This window comes from Rhodopseudomonas palustris, assembly GCF_003591005.1.
In the GTDB taxonomy this organism is placed as follows: Bacteria; Pseudomonadota; Alphaproteobacteria; order Rhizobiales; family Xanthobacteraceae; genus Rhodopseudomonas; species Rhodopseudomonas palustris_K.
The window spans coordinates 55,830-82,486 of record NZ_QYYD01000004.1 but is presented as its reverse complement, the minus strand read 5'-3'; the positions used below and the strand labels follow the sequence as shown (position 1 = coordinate 82,486).

Below are 26,657 nucleotides of genomic sequence, written 5' to 3'. Positions count from 1 at the left end.
TTTGTGCAATGAGTGTCCGTGATGGCCGATGAAGCATTCGCACTTTCGCCGATCAACGCTCGCGCGGCGATGCCGAGCGATGCGGACTACGATGCGATCCGCGAAGCCTTCATGGAAACCTCGCGCGGGCGCTGGTTTCTCAGCGAATACGCCAAGCGCAATCGCAACGCCGATACCCGCATGGTGCTCGACGCGGTGGCGCGCATCGAGCAGAATCTCGCCGCGCAGAAGCAAGCCAACGGCTCGTCGGGGCTGAACGGATCGCTGGTGGCGATCCATGCCATCGTCGGTGAGGCGCGCGCTGAGGTCGCAAGATCGATTGCCGGCCTCGGCAACGCCGCCGTTCTGACCGCTGCCCGCGACGGCGCCCGGATCATCCGCGAAGTGTCGTGGACACTGCGCGACTGTGGCGCCGACGTGCGGATCTGCAATCTGCTGGATAATCAGGTCACGGCGATCGAGGCCGGCCAGCGGCTGGTTGACGAGATCGACAATGATGCGGTGCTGGCGGCGTTCGATGCCCTGCTCGATCGCGTCCATGATCTGGCCGGCGAACAACGCCCGCATCGAACCCAGCCATCGAGGGCAAGCAACGAACCAGCTTCACCCACCGCCGTCGGCGACTTGCCGGAAACCGCAATCCACGTCGCCGAGGCGGCTGCTGCGGCCGAGCCTCCGGTGCCGGGTGCCGCGATGGCGGCTGACCCGCCAACCGCGCCGGCATCCGCGCCTGACCCGGCGCTGACCATCATCACCGGCGCGGCGACCGACGAGCTCGAGTTCGTTGAAGCGGTCGAGCCTATGGCAGCGACCGACGGCGTCGTGGCAAGTGAGGAAATGCCCGGCGGCGAATCGCCTGAGGCCTCAATCATTGTGATCGAGGACGTCGACTCGGTCCTCGATCTGGTCGCGCTAGAAATGTCGGCGCCGCAGCCGGAGGAGCCGAGCGAACTCGAAGCGGCAATCGAAGCCGCTCGGATCGAGCTCGAACAGGCGGAAGCAGCAGAGCGGGCCGAAGCCGCTTATGCCGCCGCGGCGTCTGAAATCGCTCAATCCGACATTGCCCAACTGATCGCCGAAGTCGCCACGCCGCACGAGCCGGCGATCGAATCGTCGAACGACGGAACCGAGCCGTCAGCGGAGACGGCGTTTAACGAGGCGCCTTCGATGGAGGCCGTTGCGGAGGACATGCAGAACTTCGAGATCGGCGAACGCGGTGAATCGCTCTACGTGCCGCAGACGGTGCCCGAGCCGGTGATGGCGGCGTCGCTCGTCTTGTCTCAGCCGGCAATGGATGCGCACCGGGCACCTCCTGCTTCGGCCTCGCTTGGCGCTGCGCTGCTGGCGAGCGGCGTGGTGGGTCAACCGGGTCAGTCGCGCAGCGATGCGCTGGCACCGCTGCGGCGGATGAGCCAGCCGGAGAAGATTGCATTCTTCTCCTGATCGCGGCTCGGCCGGCTTCTATGCTTCGGCAATGAGTCGGGCGAACAGATCTGCATCGACATTGCCGCCCGACAGCACGATCGCGATCGTCTTGCCGCGTGCATCGATGTGGCCCGCCAACAGCGCGGCCAGTGCCACGGCGCCGCCGGGTTCGACCACCAGCTTGAATTCGCGAAAAGCGAACGCTACGGCCTTGCCGACCTCGGCATCGGAGGCGGTGACGCCGCGTGATAGCAGTTGCTGGTTGATCGCGAAGGTCAGCTCGCCCGGGATCGACGCCATCAGCGCGTCGCAAATGGTCCGGCCCTCGGCCTTGTGCGGTTCGCGGCGCCCGGCTGCAATCGAGCGGGCGTGGTCGTCGAAAGCCTCCGGCTCCGCCGACATCACCGCCGCTTCGGGGAAACGCGTGGTCACGGCCAGTGCGGTGCCGGCGACGAGGCCTCCGCCGGATGCGGGAGCGACGACGATGTCGGGCGCAATGCCCATCGCGGCGAGATCGGCTGCGATCTCGCGGCCCACGGTGCCCTGCCCCGCGATGACTTTCGGATCGTCATACGGCGGCACCAGCGTGGCGCCGCGGCTGTTGGCGATATCACGGGCGATCGCCTCGCGGTCCTCGCGATCGCGATCGTACAGCACCACTTCCGCGCCATAGCCCTTGGTCCGCTCGCGCTTCGACAGCGGCGCGTCGGCCGGCATCACGATGGTGGCGCGCATGCCGAGGATCTGCGCCGCTGCAGCGACGCCCTGAGCGTGATTGCCGGACGAGAACGCCACCACGCCGCCACCGCGCGCGGCCGCCGGGATCGCGGACAACTTGTTGAATGCACCGCGGAATTTGAACGAACCAGTACGCTGGAGCATCTCCGGCTTGAGATACACACGAGCGCCTGTGATGGCGTCCAGCGCCGGCGAGGTCAGCAGCGGAGTGCGCACCGCGTAGGGCGCGAGCACGGCGGCCGCTGCTTCGATATCGGCAGCGGTGATCGGCAGGGAGACAGAATCCATCATGCCCGGACAGTAGCTCCGTGCATCCGGCGGCCGCAATGCACGTTGCCTTGAGCCGCCTCAGGCGACCAGGCTGCTCGGCTTGCTGGCCGCCTGCGACAGCACGGGGCCTGGGTCCATCAACCAGACCCGGGTGACATTGTCGATGAAGGCTCGGGCCGACGCGGCCCAGGTATGGTCCGCGGCAAACGCGAGGCAGGCATCGCGCGAGATCGACAGCGCGCCCAGACACGCCTCGCGTAGATCCTCACTCAGGACCCCAACCGGGGCATCCCCGATCACGTCGCGCGGGCCGGTCACTGGGTAAGCAGCCACCGGCACACCGCTGGCGAGCGCCTCGAGCAGCACCAGCCCGTAGGTATCGGTCAGGCTCGGAAATACGAACACGTCAGCGGCGGCGTAGGCCTGCGCGAGCGCCTCGCCCTGTTTCGCGCCGAGGAAGACGGCGTGCGGGAAGTCGCGTCGCAGGGCGGCGAGCGCCGGCCCATCGCCGACCACGACCTTGGTGCCGGGCAAATCCAACGACAGGAAGGCTACCAAATTCTTTTCGACGGCGACGCGGCCGACCGACAGAAACACCGGGCGCGACAGGCCGAGGTCGGCGCCGTCGCGCGGATGAAACAACTCACCATCGACACCGCGCGGCCACAACACGACGTTGCGGAAGCCGCGGCCACGGAGTTCGTCTGCAAGCGCCGGGGTTGCAGCCATCACCGCGTGGCTGGCGCCGTGAAAACGGCGGAGCAAAGCCCACACCCAGGACTCAGGAACCGGGGCACGCGCCGAAATGTATTCGGGGAAGCGGGTGTGGAAGCTGGTGGTGAAGCGCAGTCCGCGCTTGATGCAGTAGCGCCGCGCCATCAGGCCGATCGGGCCCTCGGTGGCGATGTGGATGCAGTCGGCCTGCGCGGCGGTTATCATGCGGGCGATCTTTGCCGGACTGGGCATCGCAATGCGCAGATCCGGATAGCTCGGCAACCGCACGGTCGGAAACGGCTCGGGCGTCAGGAACACGACCTCGGCGCCGAGCGTGCGTGCCGCTTCGGCCATCATCGTCAGCGTCCGCACCACCCCGTTGACCTGCGGATGCCACGCGTCGGTGGCGATCAGGATGCGCATCAGGCGGCACGCTGCTCCGCGACCCGCGGCACCGGCAGATGTCGTTTAAGCGGATCGGTCCAGGTGATGATTTCGAAGCGGCCGTCCTCGTGCTCGACCAGCGCGGTGCAGCTCTCGACCCAGTCGCCGCAATTCATGTAGCGGATGCCGTGATCGTCGCGGATCGCCGCGGTGTGGATGTGGCCACAGATGACGCCGTCGGTGCCGGTGCGGCGCGCTTCCTGCGCCAGCGTCTGCTCGAACGCGCCGATGTAGTTGACGGCGTTCTTGACTTTGAGCTTGGCCCATTGCGACAGCGACCAGTACGGCACTCCGGCCCAGCGGCGCAGCGCCGCGACGATGCGGTTGAGCCGGATCGCCAGATCGTAGGCTTTGTCGCCGACATGGGCGAGCCAGCGCGCGTTCTGCACCACGAGATCGAACATGTCGCCGTGGATCACCAGATAGCGCCGGCCGTCGGCGCCGATATGGATCGCGCTCTCGGCGACTTCGATGCCGCCGAAGTGCGTGCCGTAGTACGACCGCAGAAACTCGTCGTGATTGCCGGGGATGTACACGACGCGTGCGCCCTTGCGCGCCTTGCGCAGCAGCTTCTGGGCGAAGTCGTTGTGCGACTGCGGCCAGTACCAGTTCGATTTCAGCGCCCAGCCGTCGATGATGTCACCGACCAGATAGATCGTATCAGCATCGTGGACGCGCAGAAAGTCCAGCAGCAGATTGGCCTGCGAGCCGCGCGCGCCGAGATGAACGTCTGAAATGAAAAGCGTACGGAAACGCCGTTCCGGTCCGTCGTCGCTCATCGTCTTTGTCCCATGCCAGGCTGCCCGCGGCAGCGAATGACAATGCGGTGGCTTTACGCCGCCAGCGACGGGCCGGCTCGTTCGAAGCACACCAGCGTGTAGATGCCGAACGGCTTGATCTTGCGCCGCTCGACCAAAATCGCGTCGCTGTTGGCCTGTGCCCAGGCCTGCAGCCGCGCGAAAGGAAATTCCGGGCGCAAGCCGAGGCCGCGCGTCTTCTGCGCCGCCCAGCGCTCGACCGCAGCGGCGACGCCGACTTCGGAGTACAAGTGATTGACCAGGATGATGCGGCCGCCCGGCTTCACCACGCGGTGACACTCCGACAGAACCTGTTCGGGGTTCTCGACCAACGTGATGACGAACTGCGCGACCACACAGTCGAAGCTGGCATCGGCGAATTGCAGGTGATGAGCATCCATCTGGCGCACATCCTTGACCCAGGGATAGCGGCCGCTCGCCATCTTGGCGCGGGCCTTCTGCAGCATCGGGGCGCTGAGATCGATGCCGGTGATTTCGGTCGAGGCATTGTAATCGTCGAACGACAGCCCGGTACCGACGCCGACCTCGAGGATCTTGCCGCCCAGCGCCCGCGCCTCGGCCGCAGCCGCGCGCCGCCCCTTAACCATCACCGGCCCGCAGACCGCGTCGTAGATCGGAGCCCAGCGGGCATAAGCGGTTTGCACCAGGGATTTATCGAGGTCGGGAGTCATCTGCGCCGTGCCGAATCTGGAAATCTTCAGTAATTTCCGATTATCAGCGGAGTGCGACGGTGCTGCGACAACCCGCCCAGGAGACCGGCCGCCCTTGGTCGAAGGCGGGCAAGTTTGCGTCCGCGCTCGGCCGATAATGGGAGCGGCTCTGCGTCTGATCCACTCAGAGCCGGCGATAAGCGGCGGCCACCAACCCCATCGTCATGGCCGGGCTCGTCCCGGCCATCCACGCCTTTTCCTATTACGTCTGCTGCAAGGCGTGGATGCCCGGCACAAGGCCGGGCATGACGGGGAGAGGAAGGCGCCCTATTTCGAAGGCCGCCTTTTTCGGTCAAGGCCTCAAGTGCGACGACTCCAACTGAGAAGGCCACGTCGCTTGAATTAGTCGATGCAGCACTTCGGTCGCTCACTCGATGCGGTAATCGATCGGCTTGAAGGTGTAGTTGTTGGACTGCAGGGCCGAACAAGCGGTAAGCCCGACGATCAGGTCCATCTCGGCGCGGAACGTGACGTGGTCGCCGCCGCGGCTGAGCGGGGCTTCTACGGTCAACGCGCCGGTTTCTGGCGCGATGACGACATTCATGAAGCAGTTGAACGCCACCGGGATCGCGTCGGATTGAACGCCATAAGGGGCAAGCGCTGCTTCCAGATTGCCGAAGCAGCCCTGATGCGGATTTTCGTCGTGATAGATGATCTTGAAGGTCTCGCGCGAGCATGGCGTCAGCAAAAAGTCGTGGCGGCCGACCGTGTCCTCGACGATGCTCAGCATGACGTTGCTGCGGTTCGAATAAATCAGATCGCCCGTCGTTAAATATAGCTTGCTGGCGTAGTCGAGGCTCCGACCCGACGAGATCGCTTCGCGAATGTCCTGCGCGTTGAACACCACGAGATCCGCGACCTGCTCGCCTTGCGGATCGATCACGGTCAGGAGTTGGCCCTTGCTCAGCCGGAACGCCGTGCCGGAGCGCGGCGGAATCGTCGCGACGCTCATGCGCGCGCCACCGGATGGAACGGGCACTTCCACTCCGGATCGGCGATGATCCGGCCGCTATATTGGCGCGCTTCCGAGCTGACGCCGTGGCGAGCCAGCATCGGATTCGGCGAGCCAGCCAAGGCGATATCGCGGGCGATGATCTTCTCGCGCATTTTCTCGTAGAGGCCCTGCCTGCGCAGCTGCTCGAACTGGTCGTGCAGATTGAACACCAGCACCGGCCGCTCGAAACGGCGCGCCGGCCGGCTCGCATTCGGATGCAGGCCGACGATGAAGAACGCCTCTTCGCCGAAGCTCAGCGAGAAATGCGGGTTATCGGGGTCGCTGCTGACGCGATGGTCGTGCGGCTTGCCGTGCCAGGTGTCCTTGTTGGTGAGGCTTTCGGCCCGGGCCCACAAATAGCGTTCGAACGTGGGCTCGTCGATCTCGTCCGGCCCCTCGAATATCACCGCAAAACTTCGGAACAGGGCGCGGTCGGCGCGGTAGTCAGCCACGACTTTGGTAATGCCGTCGTAAATGCGCCGATCGTCCCAATTGGAGCGGATATCCCGCGCCACCAGCACGTCGAGCGTGCCTTTGGCGAGAGCGGACTTGGCACCGACGCAGGGAAACTCCGCTTGGTGGATGAAACTGCGAAAACGGTCGGTCAAACTCGGTGGCGTCATCGGTACTCCTCGGGCCCGACCAACGCCCCAGTTTCGGATTCGTGCCGCCATTTACGCTATTTTCGCGACCTCGCAACTAATCCGTGCAGCCTCCACAAATGCCTCATTCGAAGGCATAGAAATGGTGGATTGGCCCGTGGCCCTTGCCGATCTCGAGCCGATCTGCAGCGGCAATCGCCTCGCTGACCCAGGCCTTGGCATGGCCGACCGCGCTGTCGAGTTCCTCTCCGCGCGCAAGTTGCGCGGCGATCGCCGAGGACAGCGAGCATCCCGTGCCGTGGGTGTTCCTGGTCGCGATCCGCGGCGCCACCAGCGCAACGGTGCCGGCCGCGCTGAACAGATAGTCGGTGCTGTTCGGCCCATCGCCGTGCCCCCCTTTGATCAGCACCGCCTCGCAACCAAGCGCCAGCAATTCGCCGCCCTGACGCTCGATCGCGGTCTGGTCGCTCGCCACGGCATCGTCAAGGAGCGCCGCCGCCTCCGGCAGGTTGGGCGTGATGATCCGGGAGCGCGGAATCAGCCGGGTCCGCAACGCGTCGATACAATCGTCATCGATCAGCCGATCGCCGGAGGTCGCGACCATCACCGGATCGAGCACCACATTGGGCGGCGACCAGCGTGCCAGTCCGTCGGCAATCGCTTCGATCACCGGACGCTGTGATACCATCCCGATCTTGACCGCGGCGACGTCGAGGTCGCTGAACACCGCATCGATCTGCGCCGTGACGAAGTCCGCCGGCACCGGATGAATGCCGGTGACGCCGAGCGTGTTCTGCGCAGTCAGCGCGGTGATCACCGAGGCGCCGTAAACGCCATTGGCGGAGAACGATTTAAGGTCGGCCTGGATACCCGCCCCGCCGCCCGAATCGGAACCAGCGATCGTCACTGCGATCGGAATTGCCATGTCGCGCTCGCGTCGTCCGAGGATGGGCCTGACCACGCCCAAGTGCACAACCTGTGGTATCGTGCCCCTCGGCAGGCTGCAAGCTTGCCTCGCAATGCGGTTTTAGGCTTGATGGCCCGGTCAAGCCTCGGAGAAGACAACGCGATGGTCCCGTTTTTCGTTCAGTTCAAATGCGAACTCGGCAAATCCTATGCGGTGGCCAATGCCATCGCCGAAGCGGAGATCGCGTCGGAAATCTATTCGACCGCGGGCGAGTACGATCTGCTGGTGAAGTTCTATGTCGACCGCACCACCGACATCGGCCACTTCGTCGCCGAAAAGGTGCAGGTGATTCCGGGCATCAAGGACACTCACACCATCATCACCTTCAAGGCGTTCGGCCCGAAATAACCCGGGCGTGTCATTTCCGGGCCGGCCGCGCCGGCCCGTCGACCGGCGGCAAGGACTTCAGATAGACAGCCATCGCGTCGCGATCCTGCGTGCTGAGTTGCGAGGTGTTGCGGATCACCCGCGCCATCGAGCCACCGGCGCTGTCGCCTTCCGGAGTCATCCCGGTTTCCAGGAAATAGGCGATGTCCTTCTCGCTCCAGTCGCCAAGGCCTTTCTGGGTGATGTTCGCCACCCAGCCTTTGCCCTCCGGGTCGGGCCCGCCCGCGAAGCGCTGTGCGTCGACGATGCCGCCGAGCGCGTTGCGCGGGCTGTGACACTCGGCGCAGTGGCCGAGGCCGTTCACCAAATAGGCGCCGCGATTCCACTGCGCGCTCTGGGCCGGGTCCGGCGTGAACGGCTTGGGGTCGAAGAACAACAGCTTCCACAGCCCGACGCCACGTCGGATGCTGAATGGGAACGGCAGTTCGTGCGCCGGCGCCGCGTTGGACACCGCCGGCAGCGTCTTGATGTAGGCGAACAGGTCTCGGACATCCTCCACCTTCGCCTTCGCATAGGACGGATAGGGAAACGCCGGATACAAATGCGCGCCGTCCGGCGCGGTGCCGCGCATCACCGCGGTGACGAACTCTGCCTCGCTCCATTTGCCGATGCCGGTCGCCGGATCGGGAGAGATGTTGGGGACGTTGAACGTGCCGAACGGTGAGGTCATCGCCAGGCCGCCGCCAAGCCTGGTGCGGTCCTCCTGCCCCGGCGTCGCGTGACACGACGCGCAGCCGCCGGCGTCGAACGCGACCTTGCCGTTGGCGAGGTCGGGCGTGCGCTCGGGCAGCGCGGAGGCCGCGATCGTCGCCGGCGTGGTCAGCAGCCACGCCGCTGCGCCGACGACCAGCGCCAAAAAGACGAGTGCGATGCCCAGCCGCTTTGCCACTGTCGATCCTCTCAGAGCCTAGCCGAAAACTCGAGCCGCAACTGACGCCTAGAACGTCGTTATGGCGAGGAGCGAAGCGACGAAGCAATCCAGCTGAAGCCCATTTTGCAGCCTCTGGCTTGCTTCGCTTCGCTCGCAATGACGAATAGCGCTGCTGGTTTAGCTGTATTCATTTTCAAGCTCTCGGGATGAGAACTCAGCGCGGTCGGAATGTCGGATCATTTTGAATCGATCAACCGATCTGACGGAAACTCCGCCCGCACCGCGCCAGGAATTAGCGCCAAACACGTGGATGGCCGGGACAAGCCCGGCCATGACGAGAGGGCACGTGCCGACGGAGAACCGCCGCCGCCCAACTAGCCGTCCTTCAGACGGAAACCTTCATGGCAGCTGCCGCAGGATTTGCCGATGGCCGGAAACGACGCCTTCAGCGTGTCGAGGTTTTTGACGTTGGCCTTAGCGTCGTTCACCGCCTTGGCAAAGGTCGCGATCTCGGCGTCGAACTTGGCGCGCTCTTCCCAGATTTTCGGCGAGGCGCTGTACTTGCTGTCGGTCGCCTTGAGGCCCTTGACGCTCTCCGGGAACTGCTTCGGCAGATCCTTGGCGGTTTCATCAAACTGCTTCAGCGCGGCGTCGACGGTGGCCTGATCGTAAGGCTTCTCGCCCTTGGCCATCGCGCTCAGCTGCATGATGTTCCGGCCGTTGTCCTTCATCAGCTTCTGCGTCTTGTCGACCACGCTCTGCTGCGCGAACACCGCGCTCGCGCTGATCAGCAGCGTTCCCGCCACCACGACTGTTCGCAACATTCCTCATCTCCCATAAGCTTTGCCGAACCAAAGTCCGACGATCGGACCGATTCCTTCAAACACCGATTAGATAGAACTATTCCATCTCGTCAAAGAGATGACAGTCTCACACGTGCGCTGTCTCACCGCACCTGCCGCACGTTCCGCAGAATCCTACCGCTTCACCCGGTCCGCTCACGCAAGCGTCACCCTCCCACGACTTACAGGCGATGCTGCCGCTCGTGCTCGCGGATCGCCATCCACACCCGTTCCGGGGTCGCCGGCATGTCGATGTGGTCGATGCGGTATTCGCGCCAGAGCGCGTCGATAATGGCGTTGACAACGGCAGGACACGACCCGATCGCGCCGGCCTCGCCCGCGCCCTTCACCCCCATTGGGTTGGTGGCGCAGGGAACGTTGGCGGTTTCGAACACGATCGGCGCGCCGTCGGCCGCGCGGGGAATCGCGTAGTCCATGAACGTGCCGGTGACGAGCTGGCCGTCATTGGGATCGTAAACCGCCTGCTCCATCAGCGCCTGACCGATGCCCTGCATGGTGCCGCCATGGACCTGGCCGGCGAGTAGCAGCGGGTTCAGGGTGACGCCGAAATCATCGACGATGACGTAGTTGACGATTGCGATCTTGCCGGTGGCGGGATCGAGCTCGATCTCGACCAGATGCGTGCCGTTCGGATAGGTGCCGTCGGCGCTGGAGAAGCTGGCGCTGGCGTTGAGCTTGGACGAATCGACGCCGGGACGCTTGGCGAGATCGGAGAACGAGATCGTGCGGTCGGTGCCGGCGATCCTGATGATGCCGTCGGCGATCTCGAGGTCAGCCGCGCTGGTCTCCAGCGCGTCGGCCGCGAGTTCGCGGAGTTGCTCGCCGAGCTTTTGAGTCGCGCGCTGCACGCTGACGCCGCCGGATGGAATCGACGCCGAGCCGCCGGTGCCGAGCCCGGTCGCGATCTTGTCGGTATCGCCCTGAATCACGCGGACGCGCTCGGGCGCCATGCCGAACTGCTCGGCGACGATCTGCGCATAGGCGGTCTGATGGCCCTGCCCGCTGGACTGGCTGCCGATCAGCACGGTGATATCGCCATCGGCATCGAGCACGACCTTGGCGGTTTCCTCGCCCATCGTGCCGCACACCTCGACGTAAGAGGCCAGCCCGATGCCGCGCACCAGCCCGTGCTTCTTGGCGGTTTTGACGCGCTTGGAGAAGTCCTTCCAGCCGCCGATCTCCATGGCGCGCCTCAGATGCGCGGCGAAGTCGCCGGAGTCGTACACCTTGCCGGTCGCGGTGGTGTAGGGCAGCGCGCGCGGTGCGATGAAGTTCTTGCGCCGGACCGCGTCCGGCGACATCCCGAGTTTTCGCGCGCAGGCGTCGACCAGCCGTTCGATGACATAAGCGGCTTCCGGCCGCCCCGCCCCGCGATACGCATCGACCGGCACGGTGTGGGTGAACACGGTGCGAATGCGGCAATGAAACGCCTTGATGTCGTAGAGGCCCGGCAGCATGCCGGCACCGCCATATGGAATGTAGGGACCGAAGGTCGACAGATAGCCACCGAGATCGCCGATCAGATCGACATCCATGCCGAGGAACTTGCCGTCCTCGGCCAGCGCCATGCGCGCCACGGTGATGTTGTCGCGGCCCTGCGAGTCGCCCACGAAATGATCGGAGCGGTCGGCGGTCCAGCGGATCGGCTTGCCGATCCTTTTCGCCGCCACCGCCAACAGCGCGTATTCGCGATACGGAAACAGCTTGGTGCCAAAGCCGCCGCCGACATCCGGACAGATCACGCGCATCTTGTCGGTCGGGATCTTGAGCACGTTCTGGCACAGGATATCGCGCAACCGATGGCTGCCCTGACTGCCGATCGTCAGCGTGAAGTGATCGCGCTTGGCGTCGTATTCGCAGACCGCGGCACGCGTCTCCATGTAGTTGGTGACGATGCGCGGATTGACGATACGAATCTCCGCGATGCTATGCGCCTTGGCAAACGCCGCCTCGGCCGCCGCCTTGTCGCCGATCGAGGCATCGAACAGCACATTGCCGGGAAACTGCGGCCAGACCTGCGCAGCGTCTGGCTTGATCGCGTTGCCGGCGCCGATCGCGGCCGGCAGCGGTGTCCACTCCACGGCGATCGCCTCGATCGCATCGCGCGCATGCGCCAGCGTATCGGCGACAACGAAGGCGACGGCGTCGCCGACATGACGGATTTCGTCGCCAGCGAGGATCGGATAGTCCGGGCCGACGAACGGCTTGTCGGGCAGATTGAACAGGCACGGCAGGCCGCCGAGGTCCTTGACATCTTCTGCGGTGAGGATCGCCAGCACGCCGGGCAATTGCCGCGCCGCGGCGGCGTCGAGCGTGAAGGTGGCGTGGGCGTGCGGCGAGCGCAGCACCAGCGCGTGCGCCGACGCTTGTGGCGCATAGTCGTCCGTGTAACTGCCCTTGCCGCGGATGAGGGGATCGTCCTCCTTGCGCATGACGCTCTGGCCGACGCCGAACTTGGTGGGAGCCATGGATCACCCTTTTTCCGTGACGTTGTCGTCGCGCATCTTGCAGCGGAACGGCGCGCCGCGCAAACGCCGCCCGGATAAACACGAGCAGCGGACAAGAAAAAGGTGCACCGGATATCCGATGCACCTTCGTCACTTCCATCGCCGTATCGACTGTATAGTCGAACGCGGCTTAGTAGCAGATCACCCGGCCGTAGACGGGATTGAACACGCAGCCGCCGCGATAGCCCCAGCCACGACCGCCGCGATAGTAACCGCGCCCGCCGCGATAGAACCCGCGCCCGCGGCCACCGCGATAGAACCCGCCGCCACGACCACGGCCGCGGCCACGCTGCGCGTCGGCCGTGGTGGTGGTCGCCGTCAGGAACGCGGCTGACGTGCCAACGAGGCTGAGGCCATAGATGCCAGTCAGCGCTACAGCTGCGAGCACGCGTGCGAGCATTCCCTTTCGGGTTTTCGAAACATTATGAGCCATCTACATCCTTCTCCCGGTCGGTTGAGCATTCGAACCAGACTTCGCCCGGATTGGTGCCAGGGTCCGCCGATCGGGTTCAAATGCGTGTGGATCTAACCGATCTTTTGCGGCCTCAATTCGACAAGATTAGGAGCAAGCAACAGATTGGGTCAAGCAGCGGTGCCTTTGATGCCTAACGGATCTTGGCTTCCGCGACTAACGTTTCGCAACGAACTCGAGTTTCAAATTGTGCACCGCGATATTGGATCGTCCGAAAACCGCCTCGTTCGCGCGTTCCATGAACAACACACGGCGCCGTTAGGTTTTGGCGGAACATTGTGCGAAGACTGCCAACCTCAATGAACCGCTATGTCGCGTGGAGCGACGTCGACATGACGATCTGATCCGCGTTGTAGCGGCGACCCTACGGCCATCCATTCCTGAACGCTCCCTGAAGAAAAGAGCTCAATGTCCAAACAGCACAGCTACATCCTCGGCCTCAACACCTACGACCACGACGTCAGCGCTTGCCTGCTGCGCGACGGCGAGATCGCATTCGGAATCGAGAAGGAGCGTGTCACCCGCGAGAAGCACGCGACCGGCTTCTACAAAGAGGTGATCGACTATTGCCTGAATGCCGAAGGCATCACCATGGCCGACGTCGATCTGGTGGTGCGCAACTGTTACATCCTGCCGGTGCAGGAGATGGAAGACCGGCTGATGTATCAGGACATGCCGGCCTTCCTGCCCGAGCACGAGCGGCCCGATGCCAACACGCACGCGCTGTTCCGCAACACATCCAACAAGGTGATGACGATCTCGCATCACCTCGCGCACGCCTATAGCGCGTTTGCGCCGTGCCCGTTCGAGGAGGGCGTGGTGATGATCGTTGACGGCGTCGGCAGCTATCGCTCCGATGTCGACGAGAGCTTTCCGGGCGACGAAGCTTCGCCGCTCGCCCGCGAGTCGGAGAGCTACTACAAATTCAGCGGCAGCAAGCTCGAATGCCTGAAGAAGGTGTTCATGGAGCCGGAGCGCGGCTTCCTGTCCGACGAGTTCTACAACATGCCCGGCCTCGGCGCGTATTACAGCCGCGCCTCGAGCTACGTGTTCGGCGACTGGAACAAATGCGGCGAGCTGATGGGGCTGGCGCCCTATGGCCGGCCCAACGCCATTCCGCCGATGCTGCAGTTCGAGAACAACAAGCTGACCGTGCCGAATTGGACGCCGGAGCTGAACCAGCCCTACATCATGGATTCGCCCGGCAAGTGGGAAACCCACCCGGCGATGAAGCACTGGGAAGACCTCGCCTGGCGGGTGCAGGATGATACCGAGCGGGTGCTGCTGGAGCGTGCACGCTGGCTGCGCGAAACCACCGGCGCCAAGAACCTCTGCATCGCCGGCGGCGTCGCGCTGAACTGCGTCGCTAACGGGAGGATCGCGCGCGAGGCCGGGTTCGAGAATGTCTGGATCCAGCCGGCCGCCGGCGATGACGGCATTGCGATCGGCTGCGCTTACTACGGCCATCTCGCCATCCAGCAGAAGCCGCGCAGCTTCGAAATGAAGCACGCTTATATCGGCCGGCCCTACACGGACGGCGAAATCGAAGAGGCCACCAGGCGGTTCTTCGTCAAGCCGCAGATCAACGTCGTGCGCAGCAACCAAGTCTACAAGGAAGCCGCCAAGCTGCTGGCCGACCAGAAGGTGATCGGCTGGTTCCAGGGCCGCTCCGAATTCGGGCCCCGCGCGCTCGGCCACCGCAGCCTGCTGGCTGATCCGCGCCGGCCGGAGATGAAGGACATCCTCAACAGCCGCGTCAAGCATCGCCAGCCGTTCCGCCCCTTCGCGCCGATCGTGCTGAAGGAGCGCGCCGACGAGATCTTCGAGGGCGCGGGAGACTCGCCGTTCATGCTGCTGGCGAAGCCGGTCGCTGCCGCTTGGCGCGACAAGATCCCTGCCGTCGTCCATGTCGACGGCACCGCGCGGGTGCAGACGGTGGACGAAGAGACCGCGCCGGACCTGTATTACATCCTGAAGGAGTTCGAGGCGCTGACCGGCGTGCCGGTGCTGGTCAACACGTCCTTCAACATCAAGGGCGAGCCGATCGTCGAAACCCCGCGCGACGCGATGGCCTGTTTCCTCACCACCGGCATCGATTATCTGGTGATGCACGACACCATCGTGTCGAAGAACAAGGCCCACCGCTTCATCAACCCGGTGCTGGAAGTGTATTCGGACGTCACCAACCTGGTGCGCTCGACGACGCGGGTGGGGTGAGTCCGCGACTTCGACTCATCATGACGTCGTTGTAAGCCGACCATGCCGCCTCACACACAGCGTCGTCCCCGCGAAGGCGGGGACCCATAGCCCCTAGAGTCGCGGCGGAGTGATGACGGTCCTACACATACGCCGCCGCTGCGCAGAACTTTATCGCCAGGGGTTATGGGTCCCCGCCTTCGCGGGGACGACGGGCCGAAAGGTTCGGATCGAGTAAATCAGCCCCGCACCAGGCGCTTCAGCCAGCGCGGGCCGAACAGCAGCAGGACGGCCGCGCCGTAGACCACCGCGCCGACGATGATCAGCAGCAGCAAGGCCGCTTCGTCGCGCAGCGTCGGCAGTTGGGCGAGATAGGGTGCGCCGAACCAGGTCGTTGCCCATAGCGCCGCGCCGAGCAGCACGCCGGTCGCGACGAATTTGACGATCGCCGAGGTCAGCGCGCGGTCGAACTCCAGATAGCCGGCGCGCACCGAGAAGAAGATCACCAGCAGCAGATTGATCCAGGCGCCGGCGGCAGTGGCGAGCGCCAGCCCGACCTGGGCCAGCGGCCCCATCAGCAACACCTTGAGGACGACATTCGCAGCGACGCCGGTCAGCGCCGCCTTGACCGGCGTCGCCGTGTCCTTGCGCGCGTAGAAGGGGGCCACCGCGCTGCGGATCAGCACGAAAGGCACCAGCGCGATCGCATAAGCTGCGAGCGTCGCGCCGGCGGACAGCGCGTCGGCGCGGGTGAAGGCGCCGCGCGCGAACATCGCCCGCATGATCACATCCGGCACCGTCAGGAAGGCGGCGAGGAACGGCATCGAAAATAGCAGCGTGAACTCGAAAGCGCGGCGCTGCGAGGCCTTGGCGCCGGCATCATCGCCGGCGGTGAGCTGCCGCGACATCTCGGGCAGCAGCACGGTGCCGATCGCAATGCCGATCACGCCGATCGGCAACTGATTGAGCCGGTCGGCGTAGTACAGCGCGGACAGCGCGCCGGCCGGCAGGAAGGTGGCGATGATGGTGTCGGCGAACAGCGCCAGCTGCGTCCCCATCGAGCCGACCGTCGCCGGGCCGAGTGCGCGGAAGAAGGCGCGGACATCGGCGTCGAGCCTGGGCCGTGCGAACCGCGGCAGGCCGCCGTGCAACGACAGATCGCCGGCCAGCAGGAAATACTGCAGGAAGCCGGAGATCAGCACGCCCCACGCCGCGGCGTGACCGGCGGTCGGGAAGAACGCGGCGAGCGCCAGCGTCGCCATCATCGAGATGTTGAGGAAGATCGATGCCGCCGCGGCGGACGCGAAGCGCTGCATCACGTTGAGGATTCCGCCATACAGCGTCACCAGCGTGATCAGCAGCAGATACGGAAAGGTAATTCGTGTCAGCTCGATCGCCAGCCCGCGCTGCGCCGGATCATCGGTGAAGCCTGGCGCCAGGATGCTCATCATCTGCGGCATGAACACCAGCGCGACCGCGAGCAGCACCAGCTGCGAGACGAACAGCAGCGTGAAGATGCGATCCGCGAATAGTTTTGCGGAAGCCTCGCCCTTCTCGCCGTGGACATGCGCATAGGCCGGCACGAAGGCGGCGTTGAACGCACCCTCGGCGAAAATCGCGCGAAAATGGTTGGGCAGCCGAAGCGCCACGAAAAACGCGTCGGCAATCGGCCCGGCGCCGAGAATCGCCGCCAGCATGATGTCGCGGGCAAAGCCGGTCAGTCGCGACAACAGCGTGAAGCCGCCGACGGTGAAAATACGCCTGAGCATGCGCCGCTTCTACAGGAAGTGACGGGGCGGCAAAACCGGAAACGCTCGCAGGCCTCGCCCTTGCCAGCGCACCGCCTGCCCCGCCCTACCCCAAGCGAGTCATTCCGGGGCGCGCGCCCCTTGGCGCGTGAACCCGGAATCCCGAAGTTGTGTGGACGTCAGAGATTCCGGGTTCGCTCCGCTTTGCTGCGCGCCCCGGAATGACGAGAGTCAGTGCCGACCGCGCCCCGTGCCGCGGTGCCTAGCCGCCCACCGCGCCGCGCACGGCTTCGATTACGCGGTCCTGCGTCGCATCGTCGAGATAGGCGTGCATCGGCAGGCTGATGACGTCCTGCGACAGCCGCTCGCACACCGGCAACCCGCCATCCGCAGTCGGGAATGCGCGGTAGGCGGTCTGCTGGTGCATCGACTTGGCGTAATAGATCGCGGTCGGAATGCCCTGGGCCTTCAGCGCCGCCGCGAAGCCGTCGCGGTCGATCCCCTGCGGCAGCCGGATGGTGTATTGCGCCCACACCGAGCTGCAGCCCTCGGCGAGCCGCGGCACCGTGACGAGATTGCCGAGAGCGGCGGAATAGCGCTCTGCGGCGCGGTTGCGCGCGGCGACCTCGTCGTCGAAGATCTTCAGCTTTTCAAGCAGGATCGCGGCCTGGATGGTGTCGAGCCGGGCGGTCAGGCCGAGCCGGATGTTGTCGTATTTGTCGCCGCCCTGGCCGTGAACTCGGACGCTGCGCAGACCGTCGACCAGTTCGGCATCATCGGTAAAGATCGCGCCGCCATCGCCGAAGCAGCCGAGCGGCTTGGCCGGGAAGAAGCTGGTTGCGGTGGCGAGGCCGAAGGTGCCGAGCTTCTTGCCCCGGTAGGTCGCGCCAAATCCTTGCGCGGCGTCGTCGAGCACGAACAGCCCCTCGTCGGCCGCCATCGTGGCGATTGCGGCATGATCGGCCGCCTGGCCGAACAGATCGACCGGGATGACCGCACGCGGCTTGAGCCCGAGCTTCCTGGCCGTACCAATGCCGCGCTTCAGCGAGCCGATATCGATGTTGAAAGTCACTTCGTCGACGTCGACGAACAGCGGCGTCGCGCCGGTCAGCGCCACCGCCTCGCCGGTCGCGCAGAACGTGAAGGACGGGCACAGCACCGCGTCGCCGGGGCCGATCCCCTTGGCCATCAGCACCATCAGCAGCGCGTCGGTGCCGCTCGAGCAGGTGACGACGTAGCGGGCGCCGGTGTACGCGGCGAGTTCGGCTTCCAGCGCCAGCACCTCGGGTCCGCCGAGGAACTGGCAGTGATTCAGCACTTTGCCGACGGCCTCGTCGAGTGCGGGGCCAAGCCTGCGGCGCTGTGCGCCGACATCGATGAAGGGCACAGAGTCGGTGCGGAGGTGCTGGTTCATGGAGCTCGGCTTGATCGGTGATGAAAGAGGAATGCGCCGCGAGGCGCGACTGGAAACTCTCGAGCGCCGATCAGCCAGCGGCACGCAGCGGCGGCTTGCGGCCGGCCGCAGCCTTCGGCGGCTGCTCCAGGCACTGGATGGCGATCTCGAGGCTGGCAACGCCCTCTTCGCCGGTGACAGCGGGCGTATTGTTGGTCCTCACCGCGTTCAGGAAGGCAATCAGTTCGGCGCGCAGCGGCTCGTCGTGGCCGACCGGCAGATGCCGCATCGAATAGCTGCCGTCAGCCTTGAAGCCGAAGCACTCGGTGACCTGACGGGTCAGGAGATCGCCCATCACGTATTTGCCGCGGGTCGCCACCGTGACGTTACGGGCTTTGAACGGCGTCAGCCAGTTGGTGTTGATATGCGCCAGCACGCCGGACTCGGTGCGGAATTGCAGCAGCGCGATGTCTTCGCGCTCGGCGACCGCGCAAGTGAGTTGCGGCTGCACGTCGACGATCTCGGATTCGGTGAACCAGCGAATCAGGTCGATGTCGTGCACGGCCAAATCGATCACCACGCCGACATTCGACATCCGCGGTGGGAACGGGCCGACCCGGGTGATGCCGATCGACAGAATGTCCTCGTTGCGAATCGCCTGCTTGATGGCGGCGACTGCGGGGTTGAAGCGTTCGACATGGCCGACCATCAACGTCACGCCGGCCTTGCGGGCGGCGGCGACGATCTCGCGCCCCTCTTCGACCGTCGAGGCGATCGGCTTTTCGACCAGCACATGGACACCGCGGCCGATGCAGGTCAGCGCCACCTCGTGGTGCAGATGGGTCGGCGCCGCGATGGTCACCGCGTCGACCCCGGCCAGCAGCAATTCATCAAGCGTTGCGAAGGTCTTGCAGCCGATCAGCTCGATCGCGCGCTTGCGATGCTCGTCGAGCGGGTCGACGATTCCGACCAGGGTCACGCCAGGCAGACCGGCCAGCACGCGCGCGTGGTTGGTGCCCATCACTCCAGCACCGATGACGCCAACCCGGAGCGCGGAAATCTTGACCAGATCTGGAGCGGACGTCATGGCGGAATGCCTCGAAAAATGAATGATGCGGCTTCCTAGCACGCCGTCACAGGTGTGGCGATGCAGCGCGCAAATTGCCCAAACACGTTTTGATTCAGACAATTACAATTATCTGTGAGTCCCCCGCGCCACATCAGACGCGATAATGAGACCGGTACCAGCCGACGAAGCTGCGAATTCCGTCCTCGATCGCGGTCTCCGGTTTGAACCCGACATCGCGCATCAGGTCATCGACGTCGGCAAAGGTCGCCGGCACGTCGCCAGGCTGCATCGGCAGCATATCCTTGACCGCGGAGCGGCCGAGTTCCTGCTCCAGCAAGGCGACCACGTGCATCAGTTCTTCCGGCTGGTGGTTGCCGACATTATAGAGCCGAGCTGGCGCGCGGCCGGTCTCGGCCGGCGGAACCAACTCGATGAGACGCAGGATCACGCGTGTGACATCCGCCACATAGGTGAAATCGCGGCGCATCTTGCCGTGGTTGAACAGCTTGATCGGGCGGCCCTGGGTGATGGCGTCGGCGAACAGGAACAGCGCCATGTCGGGCCGATACCAAGGGCCGTAGATCGTGAAGAAGCGCAGGCCCGTGGTCGGCAGCCGGTACAGATGGCTGTAGGAATGCGCCATCACCTCGTTGGCCTTCTTCGAGGCGGCGTACAGGCTGATCGGATGATCGGTGCGATCCTCGACCGAGAACGGCAGCTTGGTATTGGCGCCGTAAACCGAGGACGACGAGGCGTAGATCAAATGCTGACAGCCGTTATGGCGGCAGCCCTCGAGCACGTTGAGGAAGCCCTCAAGATTGGCGTCGGCGTAGTCATGGGGATGGCTGAGCGAATGCCGGACGCCGGCCTGCGCAGCGAGGTGGATCACCACGGGAAAGCGGCGCGCGGCGAATAGCGCAGCGGCAGCTGTGCGGTCGGCAAGATCGCCCTGAATGAAGGTGAAACCGGGATGATCGCGCAACAGCGCGAGGCGCGCCTGTTTCAAGGCGGGATCGTAGTAAGTGTTGAGATTGTCCAACCCGACGACGCTGCGGCCCGCGTCCAGCAGTTCGCGCGCGACGTGGAAGCCGATGAAGCCCGCGGCTCCGGTCACCAATATGGGTTGTTCCACTATCAAGCCCTCAAATTGGTTCGACCGTGATCTCACGTCGAAGTCGCCGAAAGCGCGCCTGTTTAGCCGCCGCTTTGGCCACGCGGCAAGCGCCGAGTGGGCCGCACTTGCAAGATCGGTCTCGAAACCATACCAAACGGGCGAGTTTGGTAGCGCCAACCGCCGGTTGATCGCTGCTGCGCGACCCAACCACAGCGAGCCCGATGCCCCGCCTCCCTGCCATTCTGCGCCAACCCGCGCCAACCCCAGTTCTGGCGGGCTGACGTGACGGGCTGGGACCAAACTGTTGCCTTGGCGGCGATCCCGCTGGCAGCGCTGCTCTGCGGCGTCCTGATCGTTGCGATCATGCCGCTGCTGGCGCGCTACGCACTGGCGCGACCCAACGCGCGTTCCTCGCACAAGATCCCGACGCCGCAGGGCGCGGGCATCGCGGTGATTGTGGCTACCCTGGTGATCGCTGCCGTGGCGATGGCGCTGATCGCGCCGGCGCCGGGCATCCCGGCACTGTTGTTCGGCGCGACGGTGCTGATCGCGCTGGTCGGCACCGTGGACGACATCAGGCCGATTCCGGTGCTGCCGCGATTCGCGCTGCAGGCGCTGGCGGTCGGCATCGTGATCGCGGCGTTGCCGGCAGGCCTGCAAGTCGTGCCGATGCTGCCACTGTGGATCGAACGCATGGCTCTGATCATCGCAGGCTTGTGGTTCGTCAACCTCGTCAACTTCATGGACGGGCTGGACTGGATGACGGTCAGCGAGGTGGTGCCGGTGACGCTGGCGCTGGTCGTCTTCGGTGTCGTCGGCGCTCTGCCGATCGAAGCCGCGCTGATCGCCGCCGCGCTCGGTGGCGCGATGCTCGGCTTTGCGCCGTTCAATCGTCCCGCCGCCAAGGTGTTCCTCGGCGACGTCGGCAGTCTCCCGATCGGCCTGCTACTCGGCTGGTGTCTGCTGCAACTGGCGCTGCACGGCCATCTCGCGGCGGCGCTGCTGCTGCCGATGTACTATCTGGCCGACAGCACGTTGACACTGATGCGCCGCGTCCTGCAACGCGAAGCCTTTTGGGAAGCACACCGCACTCATTACTATCAACGTGCCACCGACAACGGGTTCTCGGTGATCGGCGTCGTCGGCCGCGTGTTTTTCCTCAATCTGCTGCTGGCGGTCCTGGCGAGCGCGTCGGTCGCGTTCGACTCGGGCGTCGTGGATGTGGTCCTGTTACTCGGCGGGACGGCCGCGGTTGGATTGGTTCTGGCGCAGTTCGGCCGACCAGTCGCGGAGTCGTGGGCAAGGTGATGGGCATCCTATGAAATCATTGTACGATCGCCTGCTTGACCAACGACGTGCGCGCCCAATGCTGGCGAAGCTCGTCAGCTTCGCTGGGATCGGCGTCATCAACGCGATGGTCGACCTCGCCGTGTTCACGGTCGCCTATGAATTGCTGAAGCTTCCGCTGGTGCCGGCCAATGTGATGGCATGGTTGGTCGCGGTGTCGTTGTCTTACGTCATGAACAGCATGATCACGTTCCGAACCGAATCCGGCCGCAGCCTGAACCGCGGCGCGTATCTCAGCTTCGTCGCTTCCGGCACCCTCGGCGTCGCCACGGCGACGACCACGCTCGTCGTGCTGTCTCACTTCGTGTCGGTGTTCGCCGCCAAGCTGCTGTCGATCATCGTCAGCTTCGTGGTCAACTTTTCGATGTCGCATTTCGTGGTGTTCAGGACCAGGCCGTCCGACAAGAATCGTGCTGCAGGTTCCGACCATTGACCTCGTTCTGGGAGGCCGATCGACAATGCGGCCCCCAGACGGGGCACTTTGCCATCCACGCGTCATGACGGAATTCGTAGCAGGCTATGCCTGCTCAGGTAGCTCCACTATTGCTGAAGCTCGGCCTTGGACGCGGCTTGTTCGCGTTCGTCTCTGTATTCCGGCACGGCGTTCTTGAGGATCGCCACGACTTCGGCGTGCTGCTGGCGCGCGATCGCGGCCTGCAGTTCGTTCAGCCAGCTCCGCAATGCCTCCAACGGCAATTCGTTCGGACGTGCCGCGACGATGCCCGGAATCCCGATCTCGGTGGTCGGCTCCTGCTTGGCGAACAGGATTTCGTGCAGCCGCTCGCCGGGCCGGATGCCGGTGAACACGATGTCGATGTCGTAGCCGGGCTGCAGGCCCGACAGCCGGATCATGCGTTCGGCGAGATCGACGATCTTCACCGGCTGCCCCATGCTGAGCACGAACACCGAGGCGTCGGAGTGCTGCTGATCGAGCGCGTGGGTGGCGGCGGTGATAACGAGGTCGCAAGCCTCGCGGATCGTCATGAAGTAGCGCACCATATCGGGATGCGTCACCGTCACCGGGCCGCCGGCCTCGATCTGCGCCTTAAACTTCGGCACAACCGAGCCGTTCGACGCCAGCACATTGCCGAACCGCACCGAGATCAGCCGCATCGGCGGCTTGTCGGCTTCAGCGGCCGCGGCCAGCTCGCGGTCCATGCCCTGACAGTACATTTCGGCAAAGCGCTTGGTGAGGCCGAGCATCGACACGGGCTCGATCGCTTTGTCGGTGGAAATCATCACCATCGCCTCGGCGCCGGCAGCGCGCGCGGCGTCGGCCACATTGACCGAGCCGAAGATGTTGGTTTTGACGCCCTCGCCCCAGTCGCGCTCCAGGATCGGAACGTGCTTCAGCGCCGCGGCGTGGAACACCAGATCTGGCTTGAACGCCGTAATCAGCTGAAAAATCCGCTCGCGATCGCGGATGTCGGCGATCCGTCCTTCGACGACGGTCTGCGTCACCTTCGCGGACAGCATCTCCATCGCGGCATGCAGCGCCGGCTCGGAGTTCTCGATCAGCAGCAGACGGGCTGCACCGAAGGTGGTGACGCGGTCGCACATCTCCAGCCCGATCGATCCGCCGCCGCCGGTGACGACGATCGACTTGCCTTTCAACAGCACTTCGAGCCGGCGATAGTCGATCTTGACGCTCGGCCGCAGCAGCAGATCCTCGACCGCGACCGGCGCGAGGCGCGGCGTATCGCGGCTCTCCTCCAGCGACGGCAGCCGGCTGACCGAAAGGCCGAGCTTGCGCGCCCGCATCAGCACGGCTTCGGGCTGCGACTCGGCTTCGAATGCCGACGGCGTCATCACCGCCCGCTCGATCGGCCGGCCGCGATTGGCGAAGTCTTCGACCACGTTGCGCAGATCGTCGATGCCGCCCAGCACCGGAATGCCCCGAATGGTCTGGCCGCGATCCGAGGCCGACGGCGACAGCACGCCGACCGGCCACAACCGCTTCACTGCACCACTTTCGATGCCGCGCAAAAACACCTCGGCATCGGCCGCCCGCCCGATCAGCAGCGTCGGCGCGGCGTTTTGAGTCAGCGCCTTGTTGCGAGTCCGCGTGTAGCGGAAGTAGCGATAGGCGAGCCGCGATCCCGACAGGAGGCACACCTCCAGGAACCAATAGATGATGATGGTGGTCTTGCCGAGGAAGAACGTGCCGTAGACATTCGGCGCGAGGAAGACATAGTCGAGAGCGAGCAGCGCGACGGTCAGCACGCTGGCGGCGCGCAGGATGTTCAGCAGGTCCGGGATCGACACGAACCGCCACTTCGTCGTGGTGAGCTGGAACGCGTAGCAGACGAAGAAGCTGAAGACGATGAAGTACGGCAGGATCTTCAGCAGCAGCGGCAGCCGGTCCAGCAGATTCTCGCCGTCGAAACGCAGGAAGAAACTCAGCAGCACAGCGATCGCCGTGACGCCGGCATCGTGGAGCGCGATCAACCAGTTGCGATAGGTGAACGACCTGATGTTGGTCAGCATCGTTCGTCTCGGCTTGAGGGTGCGGGCCGGCTCATGCCGCGCCCTCGCGTGCCTTCTCGACCAGCGACGTGGTGCTGTGGCCCTGCAGGATGTCGACCAGCAGCACCTCGCCGCCACTGGCTTCGACCACCTCGTGGCCGACCACCTGCTCGCGGGTGTAGTCGCCGCCCTTCACCAGTACGCTGGGGACGATCTGAGTGATCAGTTTGAGCGGCGTGTCCTCTTCGAAAATCGCCACCAGATCGACCGCTTCGAGTGCCGCCAGAACTTCGGCTCGGGCGCGCTCGTTCTGGACCGGTCGGCCTTCGCCCTTCAACCGCCGCACCGAGGCGTCGCTGTTGAGGCCGACGATCAGCCGGTCGCAGGCGCCGCGCGCCGCGGTCAGAACCTTCACATGACCCGGATGCAGGATGTCGAAGCAGCCATTGGTGAAGCCGATCCGCAGCCCTTCGCGCCGCCATTCGGCAATGCGGCGGTCGAGGTCGGCCGCGCTGCCGATGATCTTATCCTCGGCGGCGAGCGAGGCGTGCGGCAACAGCTTGCGCCGCAGTTCGGCAGGCGTCACCACCGCGGTTCCGTTCTTGCTGACTGCGACGGCCGCAGCGGCGCTCGCCGCGCGCATCGCGCTCGCCCAGTCCTCGCCGGCCGCTAATACGACAGCCAGCACAGCAGCGACCGTGTCGCCAGCGCCGGAGACGTCGCGGACCTTGACGGGCAGCGCCGGCACGTGGATCGGGTCGCCGCCGCGCGGCACCAGCGTCATGCCGTGCTCGCTCTGCGTCACCAGCATCGCCTCGCACTCCGCCAGCGCCATCGCGTCCTGCGCGGCTGCCGCGATCTCGGCGAGCGAATCGGCGGCGCTGCGCGTGGCCGTCACGAATTCCTTGCGGTTCGGCGTCAATAGCGTCGCGCCCCGATAGGTCGCGAAGTTGGCGCTCTTGGGGTCGACGATCACCCGCTTGCCGCGTTGCCGCGCCGCTTCGATGACGCGGGCAATCAGCTGCGGCGTCAGCACGCCTTTGGCGTAGTCGGACAACAGCACGATGTCGGCGCGTTCGAGCTGCGGCAGGATCGCATCCAGCAGCTTCGCTTCGATCTCCGCCGAGGCCGCCGAGGCGGTTTCCCAATCGGCGCGCAGCATATGGGTGGAGAAGTGCTCGGAGACGAAACGGACCTTGCGGGTGGTCGGGCGCGACGGATCGCGGACCAGCAGGGGCTCGATCCGTGGCTCGCTCGCGAGCTCCGCGCTCAGCGTCCGGCCGGCCTCGTCGTCTCCGATCAGACCGATGAAAATGCAGCGCGCGCCGATCGCCGCGATATTGCGGGCGACGTTGCCGGCGCCGCCGACGTTGATCTCGCTGCGCTGGACCGCGATCACCGGCGCCGGCGCTTCCGGCGAGATCCGCGAGACCTCGCCATAGACGAATTCGTCGAGCATCAGATCGCCGACGCACAGCACGGTAGTATTCGCGATGGATCGCAGCAGAGTCTCAAAATTGAACATCAATGGTTCACGCAGTTGCGCGATCAGCGGAAGCGATCGCTGGCGTCGAGGTAGCCCCTGACATAGCAAGCCACCGCCTCCTCGAGCGGCGTGAAGCCGCCATTGTAGCCTGCGGCGCGCAGCCGTTCGCCTTCACTTTCGGTAAAATACTGATAGCTGCCCCGAATCTGTTCCGGCATGTCGATGTATTCGATTTGAGGCGTTGTTCCGAGCGCCGAATAGGCGGCGAGGATAAGATCGCGGAAACTGCGGGCATGGCTGGTGCCGACATTGAACAGCCCGCTCACCGACGGCGAAGCGAACAGCCACATCATCACCCGGACCACGTCGTCGACATAAATGAAGTCGCGGCGTTGATCGCCGTCGGCGATGCCGTCGCGGTGCGACTTGAACAGCTGAACCACCCGGCCGGCCTTGATGTCGTCGAAGCGCTTGGCCAGGACGCTGGCCATCGCGCCCTTATGGTATTCGTTGGGCCCGAACACGTTGAAGAACTTCAGCCCGGCCCATTGCGGCGGCAGCTTCTGCCCCTTCGCGGCGCGCTCCAGCAGCGCCAGATCGAACAGGTGCTTGCTCCAGCCGTAGAGATTCATCGGGCGGAGCTGCTTCAGCGCCGGCAGTGACGGATCATCCGCAAAGCCCTGCTCACCATCGCCGTAAGTCGCCGCTGAGGACGCGTAGATGAACGGCACCTTGCTCTCGGTGCACCAGTCGAGCAGCCGCAGCGACAGCCGAAAGTTGCTGTCCATCACCAGATCGCCGTCGGTCGCGGTCGTCTCCGAAATAGCGCCCATATGAAAGACCGCATCGAGCTTGCGGCCTTTGAGCCAATCGGCGAGTTCGGAAGGGGGCACGAAATCGGCCAGCTGCCGCTTGGCGAGGTTCTTCCATTTGCCGTCATGGCCGAGGAAGTCGGAGACCGCAACATCGCTGCGCCCGGTTTCATTCAAGGCAGCCACGATGTTCGACCCGATGAACCCGGCGCCTCCGGTAACCAGCAGCATGACTTTCCCGCCT

General features: G+C 64.9%; 23 protein-coding genes. 5 read left to right on the top strand and 18 right to left on the bottom strand.

Annotated elements, in window-relative coordinates:
* The first annotated feature begins 180 nt into the window (after positions 1 to 180).
* On the top strand, positions 181 to 1,443 hold the full coding sequence (locus tag D4Q52_RS05300; protein ID WP_234831080.1) for a hypothetical protein: 1,263 nt from the start codon (positions 181 to 183) through the stop codon (positions 1,441 to 1,443).
* An 18-nt stretch (positions 1,444 to 1,461) separates the two neighbouring features.
* On the opposite strand, the gene D4Q52_RS05295 is transcribed toward D4Q52_RS05300, so the two are convergent.
* The 7 genes from D4Q52_RS05295 to thiD form a co-directional block, all read right to left on the bottom strand.
* Positions 1,462 to 2,451 carry a threonine/serine dehydratase gene (locus D4Q52_RS05295; protein WP_425328452.1) on the bottom strand — a complete coding sequence of 330 codons (990 nt, stop codon included), beginning with the start codon at positions 2,449 to 2,451 and terminating at the stop codon, positions 1,462 to 1,464.
* 60 nt (positions 2,452 to 2,511) lie between these two features.
* Complete coding sequence (locus D4Q52_RS05290) at positions 2,512 to 3,570, bottom strand: glycosyltransferase family 4 protein (RefSeq protein ID WP_119855508.1); 1,059 nt, start codon at positions 3,568 to 3,570, stop codon at positions 2,512 to 2,514.
* Positions 3,570 to 4,370 carry a UDP-2,3-diacylglucosamine diphosphatase gene (locus D4Q52_RS05285; RefSeq protein WP_119855507.1) on the bottom strand — a complete coding sequence of 267 codons (801 nt, stop codon included), beginning with the start codon at positions 4,368 to 4,370 and terminating at the stop codon, positions 3,570 to 3,572. Before D4Q52_RS05285 ends, D4Q52_RS05290 begins: the two co-directional genes overlap by 1 nt.
* 53 nt (positions 4,371 to 4,423) lie before the next feature.
* On the bottom strand, positions 4,424 to 5,080 hold the full coding sequence (locus D4Q52_RS05280; RefSeq protein ID WP_119855506.1) for a class I SAM-dependent methyltransferase: 657 nt from the start codon (positions 5,078 to 5,080) through the stop codon (positions 4,424 to 4,426).
* Positions 5,081 to 5,486: 406 nt separating this feature from the next.
* Positions 5,487 to 6,071, bottom strand: coding sequence for a DUF1989 domain-containing protein (locus tag D4Q52_RS05275; protein ID WP_119855505.1), 585 nt, complete (start codon positions 6,069 to 6,071; stop codon positions 5,487 to 5,489).
* Positions 6,068 to 6,736, bottom strand: a complete 669-nt coding sequence (gntA, locus tag D4Q52_RS05270) for a guanitoxin biosynthesis heme-dependent pre-guanitoxin N-hydroxylase GntA (RefSeq protein ID WP_119855504.1) — start codon at positions 6,734 to 6,736, stop codon at positions 6,068 to 6,070. The genes D4Q52_RS05275 and gntA overlap by 4 nt, the downstream gene beginning before the upstream one ends.
* A gap of 103 nt (positions 6,737 to 6,839) precedes the next feature.
* A complete protein-coding gene (gene thiD, locus D4Q52_RS05265; RefSeq protein WP_119855503.1) occupies positions 6,840 to 7,640 on the bottom strand; it encodes a bifunctional hydroxymethylpyrimidine kinase/phosphomethylpyrimidine kinase in 801 nt (266 codons plus the stop codon).
* 144 nt (positions 7,641 to 7,784) lie between these two features.
* Here thiD and D4Q52_RS05260 point away from each other — a divergent pair, with 144 nt between their 5' ends.
* The gene (locus tag D4Q52_RS05260; RefSeq protein WP_119855502.1) at positions 7,785 to 8,030 is read left to right on the top strand and encodes an Lrp/AsnC ligand binding domain-containing protein; all 246 of its coding nucleotides are present in this window, start codon (positions 7,785 to 7,787) and stop codon (positions 8,028 to 8,030) included.
* A gap of 10 nt (positions 8,031 to 8,040) precedes the next feature.
* Here D4Q52_RS05260 and D4Q52_RS05255 read toward each other — a convergent pair whose 3' ends face one another.
* The 4 genes from D4Q52_RS05255 to D4Q52_RS05240 all read right to left on the bottom strand — a co-directional run bounded on the left by D4Q52_RS05255 (position 8,041) and on the right by D4Q52_RS05240 (position 12,698).
* A complete protein-coding gene (locus D4Q52_RS05255) occupies positions 8,041 to 8,958 on the bottom strand; it encodes a c-type cytochrome (protein ID WP_119855501.1) in 918 nt (305 codons plus the stop codon).
* Positions 8,959 to 9,314: 356 nt separating this feature from the next.
* Positions 9,315 to 9,764, bottom strand: a complete 450-nt coding sequence (locus D4Q52_RS05250; RefSeq protein ID WP_119855500.1) for a c-type cytochrome — start codon at positions 9,762 to 9,764, stop codon at positions 9,315 to 9,317.
* 200 nt (positions 9,765 to 9,964) lie between these two features.
* On the bottom strand, positions 9,965 to 12,271 hold the full coding sequence (locus D4Q52_RS05245) for a xanthine dehydrogenase family protein molybdopterin-binding subunit (protein ID WP_119855499.1): 2,307 nt from the start codon (positions 12,269 to 12,271) through the stop codon (positions 9,965 to 9,967).
* Positions 12,272 to 12,440: 169 nt separating this feature from the next.
* Complete coding sequence (locus D4Q52_RS05240) at positions 12,441 to 12,698, bottom strand: hypothetical protein (RefSeq protein WP_234831079.1); 258 nt, start codon at positions 12,696 to 12,698, stop codon at positions 12,441 to 12,443.
* A 492-nt stretch (positions 12,699 to 13,190) separates the two neighbouring features.
* Between D4Q52_RS05240 and D4Q52_RS05235 the strand changes: the two genes are divergently transcribed.
* Entirely contained in the window at positions 13,191 to 14,999 is a 1,809-nt protein-coding gene (locus D4Q52_RS05235) for a carbamoyltransferase family protein (RefSeq protein ID WP_119855497.1), read from the top strand.
* Positions 15,000 to 15,217: 218 nt separating this feature from the next.
* Here D4Q52_RS05235 and murJ read toward each other — a convergent pair whose 3' ends face one another.
* The 4 genes from murJ to D4Q52_RS05215 all read right to left on the bottom strand — a co-directional run bounded on the left by murJ (position 15,218) and on the right by D4Q52_RS05215 (position 20,323).
* A complete protein-coding gene (gene murJ / locus D4Q52_RS05230; protein ID WP_119855496.1) occupies positions 15,218 to 16,747 on the bottom strand; it encodes a murein biosynthesis integral membrane protein MurJ in 1,530 nt (509 codons plus the stop codon).
* Positions 16,748 to 16,988: 241 nt separating this feature from the next.
* Positions 16,989 to 18,140 carry a DegT/DnrJ/EryC1/StrS family aminotransferase gene (locus D4Q52_RS05225; protein ID WP_119855495.1) on the bottom strand — a complete coding sequence of 384 codons (1,152 nt, stop codon included), beginning with the start codon at positions 18,138 to 18,140 and terminating at the stop codon, positions 16,989 to 16,991.
* Positions 18,141 to 18,210: 70 nt separating this feature from the next.
* The gene (locus D4Q52_RS05220) at positions 18,211 to 19,206 is read right to left on the bottom strand and encodes a Gfo/Idh/MocA family protein (RefSeq protein WP_119855494.1); all 996 of its coding nucleotides are present in this window, start codon (positions 19,204 to 19,206) and stop codon (positions 18,211 to 18,213) included.
* A 133-nt stretch (positions 19,207 to 19,339) separates the two neighbouring features.
* On the bottom strand, positions 19,340 to 20,323 hold the full coding sequence (locus tag D4Q52_RS05215) for an NAD-dependent epimerase/dehydratase family protein (RefSeq protein ID WP_119855659.1): 984 nt from the start codon (positions 20,321 to 20,323) through the stop codon (positions 19,340 to 19,342).
* Between the two features lie 261 nt (positions 20,324 to 20,584).
* On the opposite strand from D4Q52_RS05215, the gene D4Q52_RS05210 reads away from it, so the two are divergent.
* Both D4Q52_RS05210 and D4Q52_RS05205 read left to right on the top strand, forming a co-directional pair.
* Positions 20,585 to 21,610, top strand: coding sequence for an MraY family glycosyltransferase (locus D4Q52_RS05210; RefSeq protein ID WP_234831077.1), 1,026 nt, complete (start codon positions 20,585 to 20,587; stop codon positions 21,608 to 21,610).
* A gap of 58 nt (positions 21,611 to 21,668) precedes the next feature.
* Complete coding sequence (locus D4Q52_RS05205) at positions 21,669 to 22,082, top strand: GtrA family protein (protein ID WP_234831076.1); 414 nt, start codon at positions 21,669 to 21,671, stop codon at positions 22,080 to 22,082.
* A gap of 107 nt (positions 22,083 to 22,189) precedes the next feature.
* Here the strand turns inward: D4Q52_RS05205 and D4Q52_RS05200 are convergent, their stop codons facing one another.
* The 3 genes from D4Q52_RS05200 to rfaD are packed head-to-tail and all read right to left on the bottom strand — an operon-like array spanning position 22,190 to position 26,644.
* Positions 22,190 to 24,136, bottom strand: coding sequence for a nucleoside-diphosphate sugar epimerase/dehydratase (locus D4Q52_RS05200; protein WP_119855492.1), 1,947 nt, complete (start codon positions 24,134 to 24,136; stop codon positions 22,190 to 22,192).
* Positions 24,137 to 24,167: 31 nt separating this feature from the next.
* The gene (gene rfaE1, locus D4Q52_RS05195; protein ID WP_119855491.1) at positions 24,168 to 25,640 is read right to left on the bottom strand and encodes a D-glycero-beta-D-manno-heptose-7-phosphate kinase; all 1,473 of its coding nucleotides are present in this window, start codon (positions 25,638 to 25,640) and stop codon (positions 24,168 to 24,170) included.
* 23 nt (positions 25,641 to 25,663) lie between these two features.
* A complete protein-coding gene (gene rfaD / locus D4Q52_RS05190) occupies positions 25,664 to 26,644 on the bottom strand; it encodes an ADP-glyceromanno-heptose 6-epimerase (RefSeq protein WP_119855490.1) in 981 nt (326 codons plus the stop codon).
* Positions 26,645 to 26,657: the final 13 nt, after the last annotated feature.